The sequence below is a fragment of the Psychrobacillus sp. Z3-81 genome, assembly GCF_056620325.1.
Genome location: NZ_JBWQPU010000007.1, coordinates 33,101 through 51,896, shown reverse-complemented (window position 1 = coordinate 51,896; position 18,796 = coordinate 33,101). Strand labels below are relative to the sequence as shown.

The 18,796-nt window shown below is 39.1% G+C and carries 14 protein-coding genes; all 14 read left to right on the top strand.

Features of this window, described 5'->3' with window-relative positions; translation table 11 throughout:
* The first annotated feature begins 13 nt into the window (after positions 1-13).
* The 14 genes from rplJ (at position 14) to AC1ECF_RS09215 (ending at position 18,754) form a co-directional block, all read left to right on the top strand.
* On the top strand, positions 14-514 hold the full coding sequence (gene rplJ, locus AC1ECF_RS09280; protein ID WP_480389127.1) for a 50S ribosomal protein L10: 501 nt from the start codon (positions 14-16) through the stop codon (positions 512-514).
* Positions 515-587: 73 nt separating this feature from the next.
* Positions 588-950, top strand: a complete 363-nt coding sequence (rplL, locus tag AC1ECF_RS09275; RefSeq protein WP_480389126.1) for a 50S ribosomal protein L7/L12 — start codon at positions 588-590, stop codon at positions 948-950.
* Between the two features lie 75 nt (positions 951-1,025).
* Positions 1,026-1,646, top strand: a complete 621-nt coding sequence (locus tag AC1ECF_RS09270; protein WP_480389125.1) for a class I SAM-dependent methyltransferase — start codon at positions 1,026-1,028, stop codon at positions 1,644-1,646.
* 209 nt (positions 1,647-1,855) lie between these two features.
* The gene (gene rpoB / locus AC1ECF_RS09265) at positions 1,856-5,410 is read left to right on the top strand and encodes a DNA-directed RNA polymerase subunit beta (protein WP_480389124.1); all 3,555 of its coding nucleotides are present in this window, start codon (positions 1,856-1,858) and stop codon (positions 5,408-5,410) included.
* A 161-nt stretch (positions 5,411-5,571) separates the two neighbouring features.
* On the top strand, positions 5,572-9,174 hold the full coding sequence (rpoC, locus tag AC1ECF_RS09260; RefSeq protein WP_480389123.1) for a DNA-directed RNA polymerase subunit beta': 3,603 nt from the start codon (positions 5,572-5,574) through the stop codon (positions 9,172-9,174).
* A 246-nt stretch (positions 9,175-9,420) separates the two neighbouring features.
* Positions 9,421-9,669 (top strand): ribosomal L7Ae/L30e/S12e/Gadd45 family protein, encoded by a 249-nt coding sequence (locus tag AC1ECF_RS09255; RefSeq protein WP_480389122.1) that lies wholly within the window; start codon positions 9,421-9,423, stop codon positions 9,667-9,669.
* Positions 9,670-9,767: 98 nt separating this feature from the next.
* Positions 9,768-10,187, top strand: coding sequence for a 30S ribosomal protein S12 (gene rpsL / locus AC1ECF_RS09250; protein ID WP_144540957.1), 420 nt, complete (start codon positions 9,768-9,770; stop codon positions 10,185-10,187).
* Positions 10,188-10,227: 40 nt separating this feature from the next.
* The gene (gene rpsG / locus AC1ECF_RS09245) at positions 10,228-10,698 is read left to right on the top strand and encodes a 30S ribosomal protein S7 (RefSeq protein WP_480389121.1); all 471 of its coding nucleotides are present in this window, start codon (positions 10,228-10,230) and stop codon (positions 10,696-10,698) included.
* A gap of 50 nt (positions 10,699-10,748) precedes the next feature.
* The gene (fusA, locus tag AC1ECF_RS09240) at positions 10,749-12,827 is read left to right on the top strand and encodes an elongation factor G (RefSeq protein WP_480389120.1); all 2,079 of its coding nucleotides are present in this window, start codon (positions 10,749-10,751) and stop codon (positions 12,825-12,827) included.
* 115 nt (positions 12,828-12,942) lie between these two features.
* Positions 12,943-14,130 (top strand): elongation factor Tu, encoded by a 1,188-nt coding sequence (tuf, locus tag AC1ECF_RS09235; RefSeq protein ID WP_480389119.1) that lies wholly within the window; start codon positions 12,943-12,945, stop codon positions 14,128-14,130.
* A gap of 95 nt (positions 14,131-14,225) precedes the next feature.
* Positions 14,226-14,915, top strand: a complete 690-nt coding sequence (locus AC1ECF_RS09230) for a response regulator (protein WP_480389118.1) — start codon at positions 14,226-14,228, stop codon at positions 14,913-14,915.
* A complete protein-coding gene (locus AC1ECF_RS09225; RefSeq protein WP_480389117.1) occupies positions 14,912-15,943 on the top strand; it encodes a sensor histidine kinase in 1,032 nt (343 codons plus the stop codon). Before AC1ECF_RS09230 ends, AC1ECF_RS09225 begins: the two co-directional genes overlap by 4 nt.
* Positions 15,944-16,041: 98 nt before the next feature.
* Positions 16,042-16,803 carry an ABC transporter ATP-binding protein gene (locus AC1ECF_RS09220; RefSeq protein WP_480389116.1) on the top strand — a complete coding sequence of 254 codons (762 nt, stop codon included), beginning with the start codon at positions 16,042-16,044 and terminating at the stop codon, positions 16,801-16,803.
* Entirely contained in the window at positions 16,793-18,754 is a 1,962-nt protein-coding gene (locus AC1ECF_RS09215; protein WP_480389115.1) for an FtsX-like permease family protein, read from the top strand. Before AC1ECF_RS09220 ends, AC1ECF_RS09215 begins: the two co-directional genes overlap by 11 nt.
* The last annotated feature ends 42 nt before the right edge of the window (positions 18,755-18,796 follow it).

Sequence of the window (18,796 nt, the reverse complement as noted above, 5' to 3'; positions counted from 1 at the left end):
AGGAGGTGCCAAGATGAGCAAAGCAATTGAAACGAAAAAAGTGCTAGTGCAAGATATCGCAGAGAAATTCAAATCTGCTGCCTCTGTAGTTGTAGTTGACTACCGTGGATTAAATGTTGCTCAAGTAACGGAATTACGTAAACAGCTTCGTGAAGCTGGCGTGGAATTTAAAGTTTATAAAAACTCACTTACACGTCGTGCTACTGAAGTTGTTGGGGTTGACGGAATCAATGAATTCCTAGTGGGACCTAACGCAATCGCATTTTCTAACGAAGATGTAGTTGCACCTGCAAAAATCATCAACGATTTTGCTAAAAAGAACGAACAGCTTGAAATTAAAGCTGGTATCATCGAAGGAAACGTAGCTTCAGCTGAAGACGTAAAAGCATTAGCGGAACTTCCATCTCGCGAAGGACTACTTTCTATGCTTCTTTCTGTACTTCAAGCTCCAGTGCGCAACTTCGCACTTGCAACAAAAGCTGTTGCAGAACAAAAAGAAGAGCAAGGCGCATAATTCTCTTTGCTGCTTCGTAATAAATAACCGGCAAATAGCCTAATAAATTATCCAATAATAGGAGGAAAATAAAATGAATAAAGAGCAAATCTTAGAAGCTATCAAAGCTATGACAGTTCTAGAATTAAACGACTTAGTAAAAGCAATCGAAGAAGAATTTGGTGTAACTGCAGCAGCTCCTGTAGCAGTAGCAGCAGCAGGTGGCGCAGCAGCAGCTGAAGAAAAAACTGATTTCGACGTAATCCTTGCATCTGCAGGAGACCAAAAAATCAAAGTTATCAAAGTTGTTCGTGAAATCACTGGTCTTGGCTTGAAAGAAGCTAAAGAAGTAGTAGACAACGCTCCAAAAGCACTTAAAGAAGGCGTTTCTAAAGAAGATGCAGAAGCTATGAAAGCACAACTTGAAGAAGTTGGAGCAAGCGTAGAACTTAAGTAATTTTTGTGCATGCCGAAGTAAAAGCTCGTCAGAATACGACGGGCTTTTCTTCGTATGTATTGTGGAGGGCTTACGGTGTCTGAACATTATTATTCTAAAAAACCTCAAACTGAAAGCAAACCGCGCCATTGGAATTTTACGTTACTTGGCCATAACTTTCGATTTGAAACAGATGCTGGTGTATTTAGTAAGAGCGAAGTAGATTTTGGCTCCCGTGTATTGATCGATGCTTTTGAGGAACCTAAGCTTCCAGGAGATATTTTAGATGTTGGCTGTGGTTATGGACCGATCGGTCTTTCTTTAGCAAAGACATGGAAGGATAGAACAATTCATCTAGTAGATGTGAACACACGTGCAATCCAGCTGGCAGAAAAAAATGCCCAAGCAAACGGGATACAAAATGTGCGAATCTATGAAAGTGATGGGTTGTCGGCTGTTTCTACTGCAAATTTTGCGGCTATAGTTACAAATCCACCGATTCGCGCTGGAAAAGAAACGATATTTCGATTTTATAGAGAATCGTATGAGAAGTTAGCTTCAAAGGGAGAATTGTGGGTTGTGATTCAAAAGAAACAAGGGGCTCCATCAACTTTTAGTTATTTAGAAGAGATTTTTGGTCAAGTGGAGGTTGTCAATAAAGAAAAAGGTTATTGGATTATCAAAGCCACAAAGATTGACTTGACAAATTCGCTATGATATTATAGTAAAATGCAAAAATATTATTTTGAGGACGTGTGCCCTTTTGTATAAACCAATAACAAAATGGGTATACTGGCCGAGAAAAAGTTTGGTTAATCGAAAATGAGCTCTTCATTAGAACTCGTTTTCTTTTTGTCTTTCGATATCATACACCAAAATATGAATATCGAAAAGACCTAATATCGCTTTATTGAGGGGTGAATGAGTTGACAGGTCAACTAGTTCAGTACGGACAACACCGCCAGCGCAGAAGCTTTGCGCGTATTAGTGAGGTGCTAGAACTTCCGAATCTTATCGAGATTCAAACGGCATCTTATCAATGGTTCCTTGAGGAAGGTTTACGTGAAATGTTTAAAGATATTTCACCAATCGAGGACTTTACAGGCAATTTATCACTAGAATTTGTCGACTATAGCTTAAATGATCCGAAGTATTCGGTCGACGAATCTAAAGAACGTGACGCAACATACGCTGCACCATTGCGCGTAAAAGTACGTCTCCACAACAAAGAAACGAATGAAGTGAAAGAACAGGACGTTTTCATGGGAGACTTCCCATTAATGACGGAGACAGGTACCTTTGTAATCAATGGTGCTGAACGTGTAATTGTATCTCAGTTAGTCCGTTCACCAAGTGTTTACTTCCACGACAAAACAGACAAAAACGGTAAAAAAGGCTTTGGAGCTACTGTAATTCCAAACCGAGGTGCATGGTTAGAGTATGAAATCGATGCTAAGGACGTTGTATACGTTCGTATAGACCGTACACGTAAATTACCTGTTACTGTTTTACTTCGTGCTTTAGGCTTTGGCTCAGATCAAGAAATCATTGATTTAATCGGTGATAATGAGTACCTACGCAATACGCTTGAAAAGGACAATACAGAGACATCTGAAAAAGCCCTTTTAGAAATTTATGAGCGTTTACGCCCAGGTGAGCCACCAACAGTAGAAAGTGCAAAAAGCTTATTATATTCTCGCTTTTTTGACCCAAAACGTTATGACTTAGCTAACGTTGGTCGCTATAAAATGAATAAAAAGCTGCATATTAAAAATCGATTATTTAATCAAACAGTTGCAGAAACACTAGCTGACCCAGAAACTGGCGAAATCCTAGTGGAAGCTGGTACATTAATTGACCGTCGCGTTTTAGATCGCATTATCCCATATTTAGAGAACGGAATTGGATTCAAGACCTTCTCAACGGTAGGGGGCGTACTAGAAGACGATATTACTGTACAATCGATTAAAATTTATGCGCCAAATGATGAAGATCAAAAAGAAATTAACGTAATTAGCAATGCTTACGTGGATGATGAAGTGAAAAATATTACTCCGGCAGATATCGTGGCATCTATTGGTTATTTCTTTAACCTATTGTTTAACGTAGGAAACACAGATGACATCGATCATCTTGGAAACCGTCGTTTGCGTTCGGTAGGAGAGCTTCTTCAAAACCAATTCCGTATTGGTCTTTCCCGTATGGAGCGAGTGGTTCGTGAGCGTATGTCCATTAATGACACACAGGCAATCGTTCCACAGCAGCTAATTAACATCCGTCCAGTAATTGCATCTATCAAAGAGTTTTTTGGTAGCTCGCAGTTATCTCAATTCATGGATCAAACAAACCCGCTTGCAGAGCTTACCCATAAGCGACGTTTATCCGCATTAGGACCTGGTGGACTTACTCGTGAGCGTGCTGGCTTTGAAGTGCGTGACGTTCACTACTCTCACTACGGTCGTATGTGTCCGATTGAAACTCCTGAGGGACCAAACATCGGGTTAATCAACTCGCTTTCTAGTTTTGCAAAGGTAAATAAGTTTGGATTCATCGAAACTCCTTACCGTCGTGTTGATCCAGAAACGGGTCTTGTAACTTCTCGTATCGACTACCTAACAGCTGATGAAGAGGATAACTATGTTGTGGCTCAGGCTAACTCTCCATTATCTGATGAGGGGGCTTTCTTGAACGAAGAAGTAGTTGGTCGTTTCCGTGGTGATAACACTGTATTTAGAAGAGAACAAATTGACTATATGGATGTATCGCCTAAGCAAGTAGTATCAGCTGCGACAGCGTGTATCCCATTCTTAGAAAACGATGACTCCAACCGTGCGCTAATGGGAGCGAACATGCAACGTCAAGCTGTTCCTCTATTAAATCCTGAGGCTCCTTTTGTAGGAACTGGTATGGAGCATGTAAACGCACGTGACTCAGGTGCTGCAGTTATTGCTAAGCACCATGGTATTGTGGAGCACGTAGAAGCGAAGGAAATTCGCGTTCGTCGTGTGGAAACAGTAGATGGAAAAGAAGTAATGGGCGATCTTACAACTTATAAAGTGCATAAGTTTGAACGTTCAAATCACGGTACATCTATTAACCAACGTCCAATCGTAAAAGTTGGAGACAGAGTAAAACCTCTTGATATTCTTGCAGATGGTCCTTCTATGGATAAAGGTGAGCTAGCGTTAGGTCGTAACGTTTTAGTTGCCTTCATGACATGGGATGGATACAACTACGAGGATGCTGTAATTATGAGTGAGCGTCTTGTAAAAGACGACGTATACACTTCTGTTCATATTGAAGAATATGAATCAGAATCTCGTGATACAAAGCTAGGACCAGAAGAAATTACGAGAGATATTCCAAACGTTGGGGAAGATGCACTACGCAACCTAGACGACCGTGGAATTATCCGTATTGGTGCTGAGGTTCGTGATGGAGATATTCTTGTTGGTAAAGTAACACCAAAAGGAGTTACTGAGCTTACAGCAGAAGAAAGACTTCTTCATGCAATCTTCGGAGAAAAAGCACGCGAGGTTCGCGATACTTCTCTTCGTGTACCGCATGGTGCTGGTGGAATTGTATTAGATGTAAAAGTCTTCAACCGAGAAGATGGAGATGAATTATCTCCTGGAGTTAACCAATTAGTTCGTGTTTATATCGTACAAAAACGTAAAATCTCCGTTGGGGATAAAATGGCCGGACGACATGGTAACAAAGGGGTTATCTCAAGAATTCTTCCGGAAGAGGATATGCCTTTCCTTCCAGATGGAACACCAGTAGATATTATGTTAAATCCACTTGGGGTACCATCTCGTATGAACATTGGGCAGGTACTAGAGCTGCACTTAGGTATGGCTGCTAGAATCCTTGGTATTCATATGGCATCACCAGTATTTGATGGTGCGAATGAAGAGGACGTTTGGAGCACGATGGAAGAAGCAGGTCTGAACCGTGACGGGAAAACAACCCTATACGACGGTAGATCTGGTGAACCGTTTGATAACCGTGTATCCGTTGGAGTTATGTATATGATCAAGCTTGCCCACATGGTAGACGACAAACTTCATGCCCGCTCAACTGGACCATATTCACTTGTTACGCAACAGCCTCTTGGAGGTAAAGCGCAATTTGGTGGACAGCGTTTTGGTGAGATGGAGGTATGGGCACTTGAGGCCTATGGTGCAGCTTACACATTACAAGAAATCTTAACAGTTAAATCCGATGACGTTGTTGGTCGTGTGAAAACATATGAAGCAATCGTTAAAGGTGAAAGTGTACCTGAACCAGGAGTTCCTGAATCATTCAAAGTATTGATTAAAGAATTACAAAGCTTAGGTATGGATGTTAAGATGCTTACAATTGATGAAGAGGAAATCGAGCTTCGTGATTTAGATGAAGACGATGATATTCCAGCAGCAGATGCTCTAGGATTATTACCATTGTCCGGAGAAGAAGAGCCTGTTGGAAACCTAGAATAAATAAGACTTTAAGGGTTGCAAGCCAATTTGTTAGAGTTCTTAAGAAAAAAGTAAACTCGGACAGGTGCTGCCTGTCCGAATTTCGATATAAAAATGCGCAAAATGCAGAGCTACTTGGAAAGTCTTTTTAAAAGACACAAGACTAAAGGGAGGTAGGCTCCTTGATAGACGTTAATAATTTTGAGTATATGAAAATAGGTTTGGCTTCACCAGATAAAATCCGTTCTTGGTCTTATGGGGAAGTAAAAAAGCCTGAAACGATTAACTATCGTACATTAAAACCAGAAAAAGATGGTTTATTCTGTGAGCGAATTTTCGGTCCAACAAAAGACTGGGAATGTCACTGCGGAAAATATAAACGTGTTCGTTATAAAGGTGTAGTTTGTGATCGTTGTGGAGTTGAGGTAACTCGTGCAAAGGTTCGACGTGAGCGTATGGGTCACATTGAATTAGCAGCTCCTGTATCACATATCTGGTACTTCAAGGGAATCCCAAGCCGTATGGGTCTGATCTTGGATATGTCTCCTAGATCCCTGGAAGAAGTTATCTACTTTGCATCATATGTAGTGATTGAACCAGCTGATACACCACTAGAAAAGAAACAATTACTTTCAGAAAAAGAATACCGTGCATACCGTGAGAAGTTTGGTACGAAGTTCCAAGCGGCTATGGGTGCAGAGGCTATTAAACGTCTATTACAAGAAATAGATCTTGAAAGTGAAACAGAAAGCTTAAAAGAAGAGCTAAAAACTGCACAAGGACAACGTCGCACTCGTGCGATTAAACGTTTAGAAGTAGTAGAATCATTCCGTAACTCTGGAAACAAACCAGATTGGATGATTTTAGATGTACTTCCGGTAATTCCGCCAGAATTACGTCCGATGGTACAGTTAGATGGTGGACGCTTTGCAACTTCCGATTTAAATGACTTGTATCGTCGTGTTATTAACCGTAACAATCGTCTTAAGCGTTTGTTGGACTTAGGTGCTCCAAGCATTATCGTTCAAAACGAAAAACGTATGTTGCAAGAAGCAGTTGATGCATTGATCGACAATGGTCGTCGTGGTCGTCCTGTGACTGGTCCTGGTAACCGTCCTTTAAAATCTCTTTCTCACATGCTGAAAGGGAAACAAGGTCGTTTCCGTCAAAACTTACTTGGTAAACGTGTAGACTACTCTGGTCGTTCGGTTATCGTAGTAGGTCCTAATTTAAAAATGTATCAATGTGGTCTTCCGAAGGAAATGGCTATCGAATTATTTAAGCCATTTGTAATGAAAGAGCTAGTTGAGCGCGGCTTAGCGCATAATATTAAGAGCGCTAAACGTAAAATTGAGCGTATGCACTCAGAGGTTTGGGACGTATTAGAAGATGTTATTAAAGAACATCCAGTACTACTTAACCGTGCACCAACGCTTCACCGTTTAGGTATCCAAGCATTTGAGCCTACGTTAGTAGAAGGTCGTGCAATTCGTCTTCATCCATTAGTATGTACAGCATATAATGCTGACTTCGATGGTGACCAAATGGCGGTTCACGTACCATTATCTTCTGAAGCACAAGCAGAAGCACGTCTATTAATGTTAGCAGCACAAAACATTTTGAACCCGAAAGATGGAAAACCTGTAGTAACACCATCTCAGGATATGGTATTAGGTAACTATTACTTAACACTTGAGCGCAAAGGTGCAACTGGAGAAGGTTCTACATTCTACGGTCCTAATGAAGTGTTGATTGCTTATAATAATGGTCATGTTCATTTGCATACTCGTATCGCAATTGCTGCATCTTCATTAAATAATCCAACGTTCACAGAGGAACAAAACAAGATGTGGTTGGTGACTACGGTTGGGAAAGTAATCTTTAATGAGATTCTTCCGGAAACATTCCCGTATATTAATGAACCAACAGATTTCAACCTACAAGTTGAAACGCCTGAAAAATATTTCGTATCTACTACAACAGATGTGAAAAAACATATTGAATCTATGGACCTTGTTCAACCATTCAAGAAGAAAATCCTTGGTAATATCATTGCGGAAGTATTCAAACGTTTCCACATTACAGAAACATCTAAAATGCTTGATCGCATGAAGTCACTTGGATTTAGATACTCTACAAAAGCTGGTATTACAATCGGTATTTCTGATATCGTCGTTCTTCCAGACAAAGGAGAGATTCTTGAAGAGGCGCAAGGAAAAGTAGATAAAGTAATGAAACAATTCCGTCGCGGTCTAATTACGGAAGAGGAACGTTACGCAAGTGTTATTGCACAGTGGAGTAAAGCGAAAGAAGTTATTCAAGATAAACTAATGAAGTCTCTAGATAACATGAACCCAATCTTCATGATGAGTGATTCTGGTGCCCGTGGTAACGCGTCCAACTTTACTCAGCTTGCTGGTATGCGTGGACTGATGGCCAACCCGGCTGGTCGTATTATCGAGCTTCCAATTAAATCTTCCTTCCGTGAAGGTTTAACAGTACTTGAATACTTCATCTCTACACACGGTGCTCGTAAAGGTCTTGCCGATACTGCATTAAAAACAGCCGATTCAGGTTATCTGACACGTCGTCTGGTGGACGTAGCACAGGATGTTATTGTTCGCGAAGATGATTGTGGAACAGACCGTGGACTATTAATTGGTTCGCTTATGGAAGGTTCTGAGGTAATCGAGGAATTTGCTGAGCGTATTGTAGGTCGTCATACGAAGAAAACAATTTATCACCCAGTAACAGGTGAGTTAATTTTACAAAGAGACGGTTTAATAACACAAGATATCGCTCGTATTATTGAAGAAGCTGGTATCGAGCAATTAACAATCCGCTCTGCGTTTACATGTAATACAAAACACGGCGTATGTAAAAAATGTTACGGCTTAAACTTAGCAACTGGAGATACTGTAGAAGTTGGGGAAGCGGTAGGAATTATCGCAGCTCAATCTATCGGAGAACCAGGTACTCAGTTAACAATGCGTACATTCCATACAGGTGGGGTTGCTGGAGACGATATTACACAAGGTCTTCCACGTATCCAAGAAATCTTTGAAGCTCGTAACCCTAAAGGGCAAGCAGTTATCTCCGAAATTTCCGGTATAGTAACGGATGTCGATGAGATTAGAGAAGGGCAAAAAGAGATTACGATTCAAGGTAACGTAGAGACTCGTAAGTACCTTGCTCCATACAATGCTCGACTAAAAGTTGCTGTAAATGATGTTATTGAACGTGGTCAAGTTTTAACAGAAGGATCAATAGATCCGAAAGAGTTGTTAAAAGTAAAAGACGTAGCTACTGTTCAAGAATATTTATTAAAAGAAGTACAAAAAGTTTATCGTATGCAAGGGGTAGAAATTGGAGACAAACATATCGAAGTAATGGTTCGCCAAATGCTTCGTAAGGTTCGTGTCATTGAAGCAGGAGAAACAGATTTACTTCCTGGATCTCTTCTTGATATTCACCAATTCGCTGAGGCAAACAGAGAAGCGGTACTACACGGTAAGATACCTGCAACTTGTCGCCCAGTAATCCTTGGTATTACGAAAGCTTCACTTGAAACAGAGTCCTTCTTATCTGCTGCATCATTCCAAGAAACAACACGTGTTCTAACGGATGCTGCTATTAAAGGTAAGCGAGATGAGTTGCTTGGACTGAAGGAAAACGTAATTATCGGTAAGCTGGTTCCTGCTGGTACTGGTATGCAACGATACCGTCAAATTAAAATAACTTCAAACGAAGCAGATTCTGAGAAAGAAGCAGTAAGTGCTGAATAAGAAGACAGAGTACATGTCCTAGAATAGTGAAATAGGGAATGAAATATGGCATTGCTAATATTTCTTCCCTTTAACTAGGGACAGCGTACGGAATCTTAGATGTACTTATATGTTTAATCACTATATTAGGGGAAAGCTTCATGTTTTCTCCTAATATTTAATGTTAAGTGTTGACACCTTTTTCAAGGAATGATAATATATTTAAGGTTGATAGTTATAGGACTTGTAACTTTGGAGGATATGAAAATGTCTTATGAAAAAGTAAAACAAGCAAAAAAAACAATCATAGGTACAAAGCAAGCAGTAAAAGCAATGAATAAAGGGCTTGTAAGAGAAGTATATATAGCACTTGACATAGAAGATAGAATCATTGATCTAGCTAGATCCGCAGCACAAGAAAATAATGTGGTTATTCACTATGTTGAGTCTAAATTAGAGCTTGGTAAAGCCTGTGGATTGCGTATAGGCGCATCTGTAGTGGCTATTGCTGTGTAACAGTTTTTGTGTAAAATCACAAAAACTTTGTTTTTACCCAAAAAATGAACCACCTGGATGTGTGGTATTAAAAGAACAAATGAAGGGAGGAACAATCGATGCCTACAATTAACCAATTGGTACGTAAGCCTCGTAAATCCAACATCACGAAATCTAAATCTCCAGCATTAGGAAAAGGTTATAACAGCTTTAAAAAGTCTGCTACAAACCTTAACTCTCCACAAAAACGTGGGGTATGTACTCGTGTTGGTACTATGACGCCTAAAAAACCGAACTCAGCACTTCGTAAATATGCGCGTGTACGTCTAACTAATACGTTAGAGGTTACTGCTTATATCCCAGGTGAAGGTCACAACCTACAAGAACACAGTGTTGTACTTATCCGCGGAGGACGTGTAAAAGACTTACCAGGGGTACGTTATCATATCGTACGTGGAGCTCTTGACACAGCTGGAGTTAATGGTCGTATGCAAAGCCGTTCTCTATACGGAGCAAAACGCCCTAAAGTTAAAAAATAATTAACGATTAAATCGACATTCTTCGAAAGGAGGAAAACACATGCCTCGTAAAGGTCCTGTTTCCAAACGTGACGTGTTACCAGATCCAATTTATAACTCAAAACTAGTAACTCGTTTAATTAATAAAATGATGATTGATGGTAAAAGAGGTACTTCTCAAAAAATCCTATACGGAGCGTTTGATTTAGTAAAAGAACGTTCTGGTAAAGATCCATTAGAAGTATTCGAAGCTGCACTAAACAACATTATGCCAGTACTTGAAGTACGCGCTCGTCGTGTTGGTGGTGCTAACTACCAAGTACCGGTTGAAGTTCGTCCAGAACGCCGTTACACTTTAGGTCTTCGTTACCTAGTGAACTATTCTCGCCTTCGTGGAGAGAAAACAATGGAAGAGCGTCTTGCTAATGAAATCCTTGACGCATCTAACAACACAGGTGCATCTGTTAAGAAACGTGAAGATATGCACAAAATGGCAGAAGCTAACAAAGCATTTGCTCACTATCGTTGGTAAGATTTACTTAAAATCATACTCTAATCCGAAACTGGAAGGAGAAATACATTATGGCTAGAGAGTTCTCCTTAGAAAAAACACGTAATATCGGTATCATGGCTCACATCGATGCTGGTAAAACGACTACTACGGAGCGTATTCTTTATTACACTGGTAAAATCCATAAAATTGGTGAAACACATGAAGGTGCTTCTCAAATGGACTGGATGGAACAAGAACAAGAACGTGGTATCACAATCACTTCTGCTGCAACAACAGCTTCTTGGGACAACCACCGTATTAACATTATCGATACACCTGGACACGTAGACTTCACAGTAGAAGTTGAACGTTCACTTCGTGTACTTGATGGTGCGGTTACAGTACTAGATGCTCAATCTGGTGTTGAACCACAAACAGAAACAGTATGGCGCCAAGCTACAACTTATGGTGTTCCACGTATCGTTTTTGTAAACAAAATGGATAAAACAGGTGCAGACTTCTTGTACTCTGTATCCACACTTCGTGACCGTCTACAAGCAAATGCTCATCCAATCCAATTACCAATTGGTGCAGAAGACCAATTTAGCGGAATCATCGACTTAATTACGATGAAAGCTACTGTATACGGAAATGACTTAGGAACAGATATTCAAGAAGTAGAAATTCCTGCTGAATATCAAGATCAAGCGGAAGAATACCGTGAAAAATTAGTTGAAGCGGTAGCTGAGCTTGATGAAGAATTAATGGAAAAATACCTTGGTGGAGAAGAAATCACAAATGAAGAATTAGTTGCTGGTATCCGTAAAGGTACTCTTAACGTAGAATTCTATCCAGTAGTTTGTGGTACTGCTTTCAAAAACAAAGGTGTTCAAAAAGTTCTTGATGCAGTAGTTGCATACCTTCCATCTCCAGTTGATTTACCTCCTATGAAAGGTATCAACCCGGATACTGATGAAGAGATTGAACGTAAAGCTTCTGATGATGAGGCGTTCTCAGCGTTAGCTTTTAAAGTTATGACTGACCCTTATGTTGGTAAATTAACTTTCTTCCGCGTATACTCTGGTACACTTCAATCAGGTTCTTACGTGCAAAACTCAACAAAAGGTAAGCGTGAGCGTGTAGGTCGTATCCTACAAATGCACGCAAACTCTCGTGAAGAGATTGCACAAGTTTACGCTGGAGATATCGCTGCAGCAGTAGGCTTAAAAGATACTACAACTGGTGATACACTATGTGATGAAAAATCTCTAGTTATTCTTGAGTCAATGGAATTCCCAGAGCCAGTTATCTCACTTTCTGTTGAACCAAAAACAAAAGCTGACCAAGATAAAATGGGTCAAGCTCTACAAAAATTAGCTGAAGAAGATCCAACATTCCGCGTTCATACTGACCAAGAAACTGGTCAAGTAATTATCGCTGGTATGGGAGAACTTCACCTTGATATACTTGTTGACCGTATGCGTCGCGAGTTCAAAGTAGAAGCTAACGTAGGTGCTCCTCAAGTATCTTACCGTGAAACTTTCCGCTCTTCTGCGAAAGTTGAAGGTAAATTTGTTCGCCAATCTGGTGGTCGTGGTCAATTCGGACACGTTTGGATCGAGTTTGCTCCAAATGAAGAAGGAAAAGGCTTTGAGTTTGAAAATGCTATCGTTGGTGGGGTAGTTCCTCGTGAATATATTCCAGCTGTAGAAGCAGGTCTTCGTGATGCACTTGATAACGGTGTAATTGCTGGTTTCCCATTAATCGATATTAAAGCTAAATTATTCGACGGATCATACCATGATGTTGACTCGAATGAGATGGCATTTAAAATTGCTGCATCTATGGCATTGAAAAATGCTGTATCAAAAGTAAACCCAGTACTTCTTGAGCCAATCATGAAAGTAGAAGTTGTAATTCCTGAAGAATATTTAGGAGACATCATGGGTGACATCACATCTCGTCGTGGACGCGTTGAAGGTATGGATGCTAGAGGTAACGCACAAGTAGTTCGTGCAATGGTACCACTTGCTGAAATGTTCGGATATGCAACTTCCTTACGTTCTAATACGCAAGGTCGTGGAGTATTCTCCATGGTATTCGACCACTATGAAGATGTTCCAAAATCTATTGCAGAAGAAATTATTAAAAAACATAAAGGCGAATAATTGATATTTCCTTTAGTTTCAAGTATAACTATTTGTAGTGTATGAAAGTTTAGGGACTATATGTCCCTACCCTTTTATCATAAAAAACAAACAATTACTGAGGAGGATTTCTCTAATGGCAAAAGCTAAATTTGATCGTTCAAAAACACATGCTAACGTTGGTACAATTGGACACGTTGACCATGGTAAAACAACTCTAACTGCTGCAATCGCTACAGTTCTTTCTAAAAGATTAGGTGGAGAAGCTAAGTCTTACGACCAAATCGATAACGCTCCAGAAGAAAAAGAGCGTGGAATCACAATCAACACATCTCACGTTGAGTATGAAACTGAAACTCGTCACTACGCACACGTTGACTGCCCAGGACATGCTGACTATGTTAAAAACATGATCACAGGTGCAGCTCAAATGGACGGCGGTATCTTAGTAGTATCTGCTGCTGATGGCCCAATGCCACAAACTCGTGAACACATCCTTCTTTCTCGTCAAGTAGGTGTTCCTTACTTAGTAGTATTCATGAACAAATGTGATATGGTAGACGACGAAGAATTACTTGAATTAGTTGAAATGGAAATTCGTGACCTATTATCTGAATACGACTTCCCAGGCGACGATGTTCCTGTAATCAAAGGTTCTGCTCTTAAAGCTCTTGAAGGAGAGCCAGAGTGGGAAGAAAAAATCGTTGAATTAATGGACGCTGTAGACAGCTACATCCCAACTCCAGAACGTCAAACTGACAAACCATTCATGATGCCAGTTGAGGACGTATTCTCTATCACTGGTCGTGGTACAGTTGCTACTGGACGTGTTGAGCGTGGACAAGTTAAAGTTGGTGACTCTGTAGATATCATCGGTATCGTTGAAGAGCCAAAATCTACTACTGTAACTGGTGTAGAAATGTTCCGTAAACTTCTTGACTATGCAGAAGCTGGAGACAACATCGGTGCTCTACTTCGTGGGGTTTCTCGTGAAGAAGTACAACGTGGTCAAGTATTAGCTAAACCAGGTTCAATCACTCCACACACAGACTTCAAAGCTGAAGTTTATGTTCTTTCTAAAGAAGAGGGTGGACGTCATACTCCATTCTTCTCAAACTACCGTCCTCAGTTCTACTTCCGTACAACTGACGTAACTGGTGTTTGTAACTTACCAGAAGGCGTAGAAATGGTTATGCCTGGCGATAACATCGAGATGACTGTATCTCTTATCGCTCCAATCGCTCTTGAAGAAGGTACTAAATTCTCTATCCGTGAGGGTGGACGTACTGTAGGCGCTGGTGTAGTAGCTTCTATCACTAAGTAATTTATTACTTACTATATGAAAAACCCATCTCGTGACGACGAGATGGGTTTTTTTTATTTCTAAATATGTGTAAACTGGAAAAAAGGGGGGAGTTTATGCAGAAAATATTACTTATTGAAGACGATACATCGATATTTAAGGCAATACAAGAAAGGTTTCTCCATTGGTCTTTTGCCGTGATACAACCAAGTGATTACCAAAATATCCTGCCAGATTTCTTGGAACAAAAACCCCAGTTAGTAATTATTGATATCCAGTTGCCTGCGTTCGATGGTTTTCATTGGTGTAGGGAGATTAGAAGACATTCGAAAGTTCCTATTATCTTTTTATCCTCTAGAGATCATCCGATGGATATGATTATGGCTATGCAAATGGGGGCAGATGATTTTATTCAAAAGCCTTTTCATATGGATGTTTTATTAGCTAAGGTACAAGCTATATTAAGAAGAACTTATGATTACGTGGAAGAAACGTTAGATGTTGTATATTGGAATGGAGCGATGGTAGATTATTCAAGGAGTCTATTATCAAAAGACGATAAGGAAGTTGAACTCACAAAAAATGAGCTATTCATCTTAAGGGTCCTTCTACAATCAGTGGATAAAATTGTTTCGAGAGATGATCTCATGAGAAGATTATGGGACGATGAGAAGTTTGTAAATGACAATACACTTTCTGTGAATGTAAATAGGTTAAGGTTAAAGCTTGAACAAATCGGGTTAGTGGATGTCATAGTTACGAAGAAGGGCTTGGGATATATAGGTATTACAAAGGAGGAGCTATGAGGCTGTTTTTATTATTTATACGAGAACGTATTAGTTGGATACTATTCTTTGTTCTGCTCCAGCTCTGGCTTAATCTTCTCCTGTATCTTGATATATCTTTTCAAGACACCTCTCTTGCCTATATGAATGCAGTAAATTTTTGTTTATTTCTCGCCTTTTTGTTATGGAGATATTTCAAAGAAACAAAATTTCTAAGAGAGTTATTAGAGATGTATGAAGATCAGTTGACCTTTGACCAAGTGATTGCTAAGTTACCGAAGGGACAGTCTGTATTTGATAAAATCATGATGAAAGAAGTTCAAAGCTTTGTCCTTTTAGGGAAACAAGAATTAAACGAATTTAATATAAACATACTGGAAGAAAAAGATCAAACATTATCCTGGATACATGAAATAAAAACACCCCTAACTAGTATGAAGCTGATGCTAGATAATGTAGAAGATACAGAGCAACGCAAAAGGTTAGAGGTAGAATGGCTTAGAATGCATATGCTATTGGATGAGCAACTCCATAATACTCGGCTTCCTTTTATCGAAAAGGATACAATAATAGAAGAAGTAAATTTACAAAAGGTCATCTATCAAGAAATTAAAGATTTAATGCCTTGGTGTAGAATACGTAATATAGGATTTGAAACATTAGATTTAAATCAGAATACGTTGACCGACCAAAAATGGCTCTCCTTTATAGTGAGGCAGCTAGTATCTAATGCAGTAAAATACAGTAAAGAAAACAGTGAAATACTGATATATGTAAAAAAGGATAAGATGGGTCGAATAATTCTTTCTGTAAAGGATGAAGGAACAGGTATTTCGGAGGCAGACTTGCCAAGAATATTTGAAAAGTCTTTTACTGGTAGAGTGGGGAGGGAAAGCACTGCTTCCAGTGGTATGGGACTATACTTAGCAAGAAATGCTGCGGAAAAGCTAGGCATTAAAATTACTGTTACTTCAAAAGTGAATGTGGGCTCTACCTTCTCCTTACAGTTTCCTTTAAAAAATGAAATGCTTCAAATACTCGGTAGGTGACAAAAATGTCATCTACTTTCTTTTATTGTCACCTAAAACAAACGATTTTTCTTCCTAATATAGTTAATATAGAGTTAACAATAAGTAGGAGGTAGACCATGGCGATATTACGAGGTCGAAAAATCAAAAAAGTATTTGGTAAAAAGTCTAATGCGCAAGAAGTGCTAAAGGATATAGATATGGAAGTTCAAGAGGGAGAGTTTGTAGGCATAATGGGTCCATCTGGCTCGGGAAAAACTACTTTACTAAACGTTTTAGCTTCTATTGATAAGGTTACTGCTGGAGTAATAGAGATTAACAATAATAATCTACAAAAAATGAAAGAACAGCAGCTTTCTAAGTTTCGAAGAGAACAGCTTGGATTTATATTTCAGGACTATAACTTGTTAGATACGTTAACTGTTAAAGAAAATATTTATCTTCCCCTTTCCGTAGGTAAGATCCCAAAAGCGCAAGGAAAGGCTAGAATTAGAGAAATTACAGAACTCTTAGGGATCGATGATATCTTAGATAAATATCCTAATGAAATCTCTGGAGGGCAAAAGCAAAGAACCTCTGCGGCCAGAGCATTGGTCGGTAACCCATCCATTGTGTTTGCAGATGAGCCAACCGGGGCCCTAGATTCTAAATCTGCTACTGCTTTATTAAGTAATTTAGAGAAAATTAATCAAGAAAAGAAAGTAACAATTATCATGGTTACACATGATTCAGTGGCTGCTAGCTTTTGCTCACGTGTCTTATTTTTAAAGGATGGTCAGATATATTCTGAGCTGTATAAAGGGGAAAAAGATCGAAAGCAATTTTTCCAGGAAATATTGAACACGCAGGGCGTATTAAGTGGTGATGGATATGACGCTTAATCAACTAGTTTTAAGAAGTATGAAAAAAAACATAAAGAGCTATTATCTTTATGTCTTTGCCTTAGTATTTAGCGTCACATTGTATTATTCCTTTGTAACGCTACAGTTTAATCCTACTATTGCTCAGGAGATTGGCAGTGGAAGGGTAGCTGCTACATTAACAGCAGCATCTTATCTACTCTTGTTCATCGTAGTTTTCTTTGTACTTTACGCAAATAGTTTGTTTATGAAGAGAAGAAGTAAAGAGGTTGGTTTATACCAACTCGTAGGTATGTCAAAAGGGCTTGTCACCAGACTGATAGCAATTGAGAATACAATTCTATGGCTTAGCTCAATTATCCTGGGTGTATTTGTAGGATTTCTTACATCAAGAGTATTTGTCATGATCCTACTAAAAATCTTAGAAAAAGATGCGTTTGTAGAGCTTACGTTTTCTTTAGAAGCTCTTGTAAGAACAATCCTTGTTTTTCTAATTCTATTAATTGTAGTGCTTGTCCAGACGGCTATAAAGATAAGAAGGGTGACATTGCTAACGCTTCTTACAACAAATTCTATTGCTGATGAGAAAGTGAAAAAGTTTAATGCCTTTGAATTGTTTTTAGGGTTTTTAGGTCTTGTTTTCATTGGCTATGGATACTATCTATCTGGCTCATTATTAGATTTAAGCAATATATCAGCTAATATGCTTTTATTTAAGATGTTGTCTATTCTTGGGTTAACAGTTGGAGGGACGTATTTAGTCTTTCGATTCTCTGTAGCATTCATTTTAAACCTAGCAAGAAAAAGCAAAAAAGGCTTAATGTCTATTCAAGATGTATTGTCGTTATCTACGATTATGCATCGGATGAAGTCAAATGCTATGTCTCTCACAACAATTACCGTGTTATCGGCAACGACACTTGCTATTCTCACGTTAACTTATATCTCTTATTATTCAACAGATGCTAGTTCTGAGGCGGTTGTGCCCTATGACTATGTCATGTACGAGGACACAGGGTTTGGCTTAGTGGAAGCATTTGATCAAGAGGGAATTGGGTATTCAAGGTATGACGTAAATCTACTAGCTGTCCAGGCTGATGTACAATCCTTACTAGTAAAAGAAAACGCTGATAGTACAGTATGGACTATGCAGGTAGTAAGCTTAGAGGATATACAGAACAAACTGCCTGATTTAACGTTAAAAGAGCAAGAGGGTATTATATTAGGCTATGATAGTTTGCGTACAGAAAATTTCAGGTTAGAAGGACAGAAACCCTTAGAGTTTAGAACTTCATCAGGGACAGAGGAGATATTCATTAAAGAAGTTTCTGAAGAAGTCCTTGTCCCTGATTATCATGAATATGCTTTTTTAACTGTTGTAGTATCCGACAACTATTTTCAAAGGCTTCTAAATGAACCTGAAACGAAGAAGCAAAAGCTTATAGGGTTGGATTTAAATAACAGGGAGCAAATAAAGAAAGCGGAAGAAGTATATAACGAAAATAAAGTATCAGTAGAGATTCCTTATTCAAGTGGTGTTGCTACAAGAACTGTAGAAATAGAATCTCAGGAAACCTATAGACTAGGCTTGCTCGATTCACTTGGTTTGACTATCTTTATATCTGGATTCTTAGGTTTGGCTTTCCTGATTGCAACCGGTAGCATTTTGTATTTTAGACAAATGTCAGAGGCTGATGAGGAAAAGGGCACGTATACTATTTTACGAAAAATGGGTTTTACTACTGGTGAAATAATGAAAGGTATACGAAGAAAGCAGCTATACAATTTTGGTTTCCCCCTAATAATCGGGCTATTTCATAGCTATTTTGCCGTTAAATCTGGTTGGGTTTTATTTGGTACTGAGCTAGTAGCACCTTTATTGATTACAATGGGGGTATATATTATTCTTTATTCTATATTTGCAATCCTTTCTGCTGGTTACTATCGTAAGGTAGTGGAGGATTCTCTATAAAAAAAAACCTGGTTTCCGAGGCTGGAAATCAGGTTTTTTTGC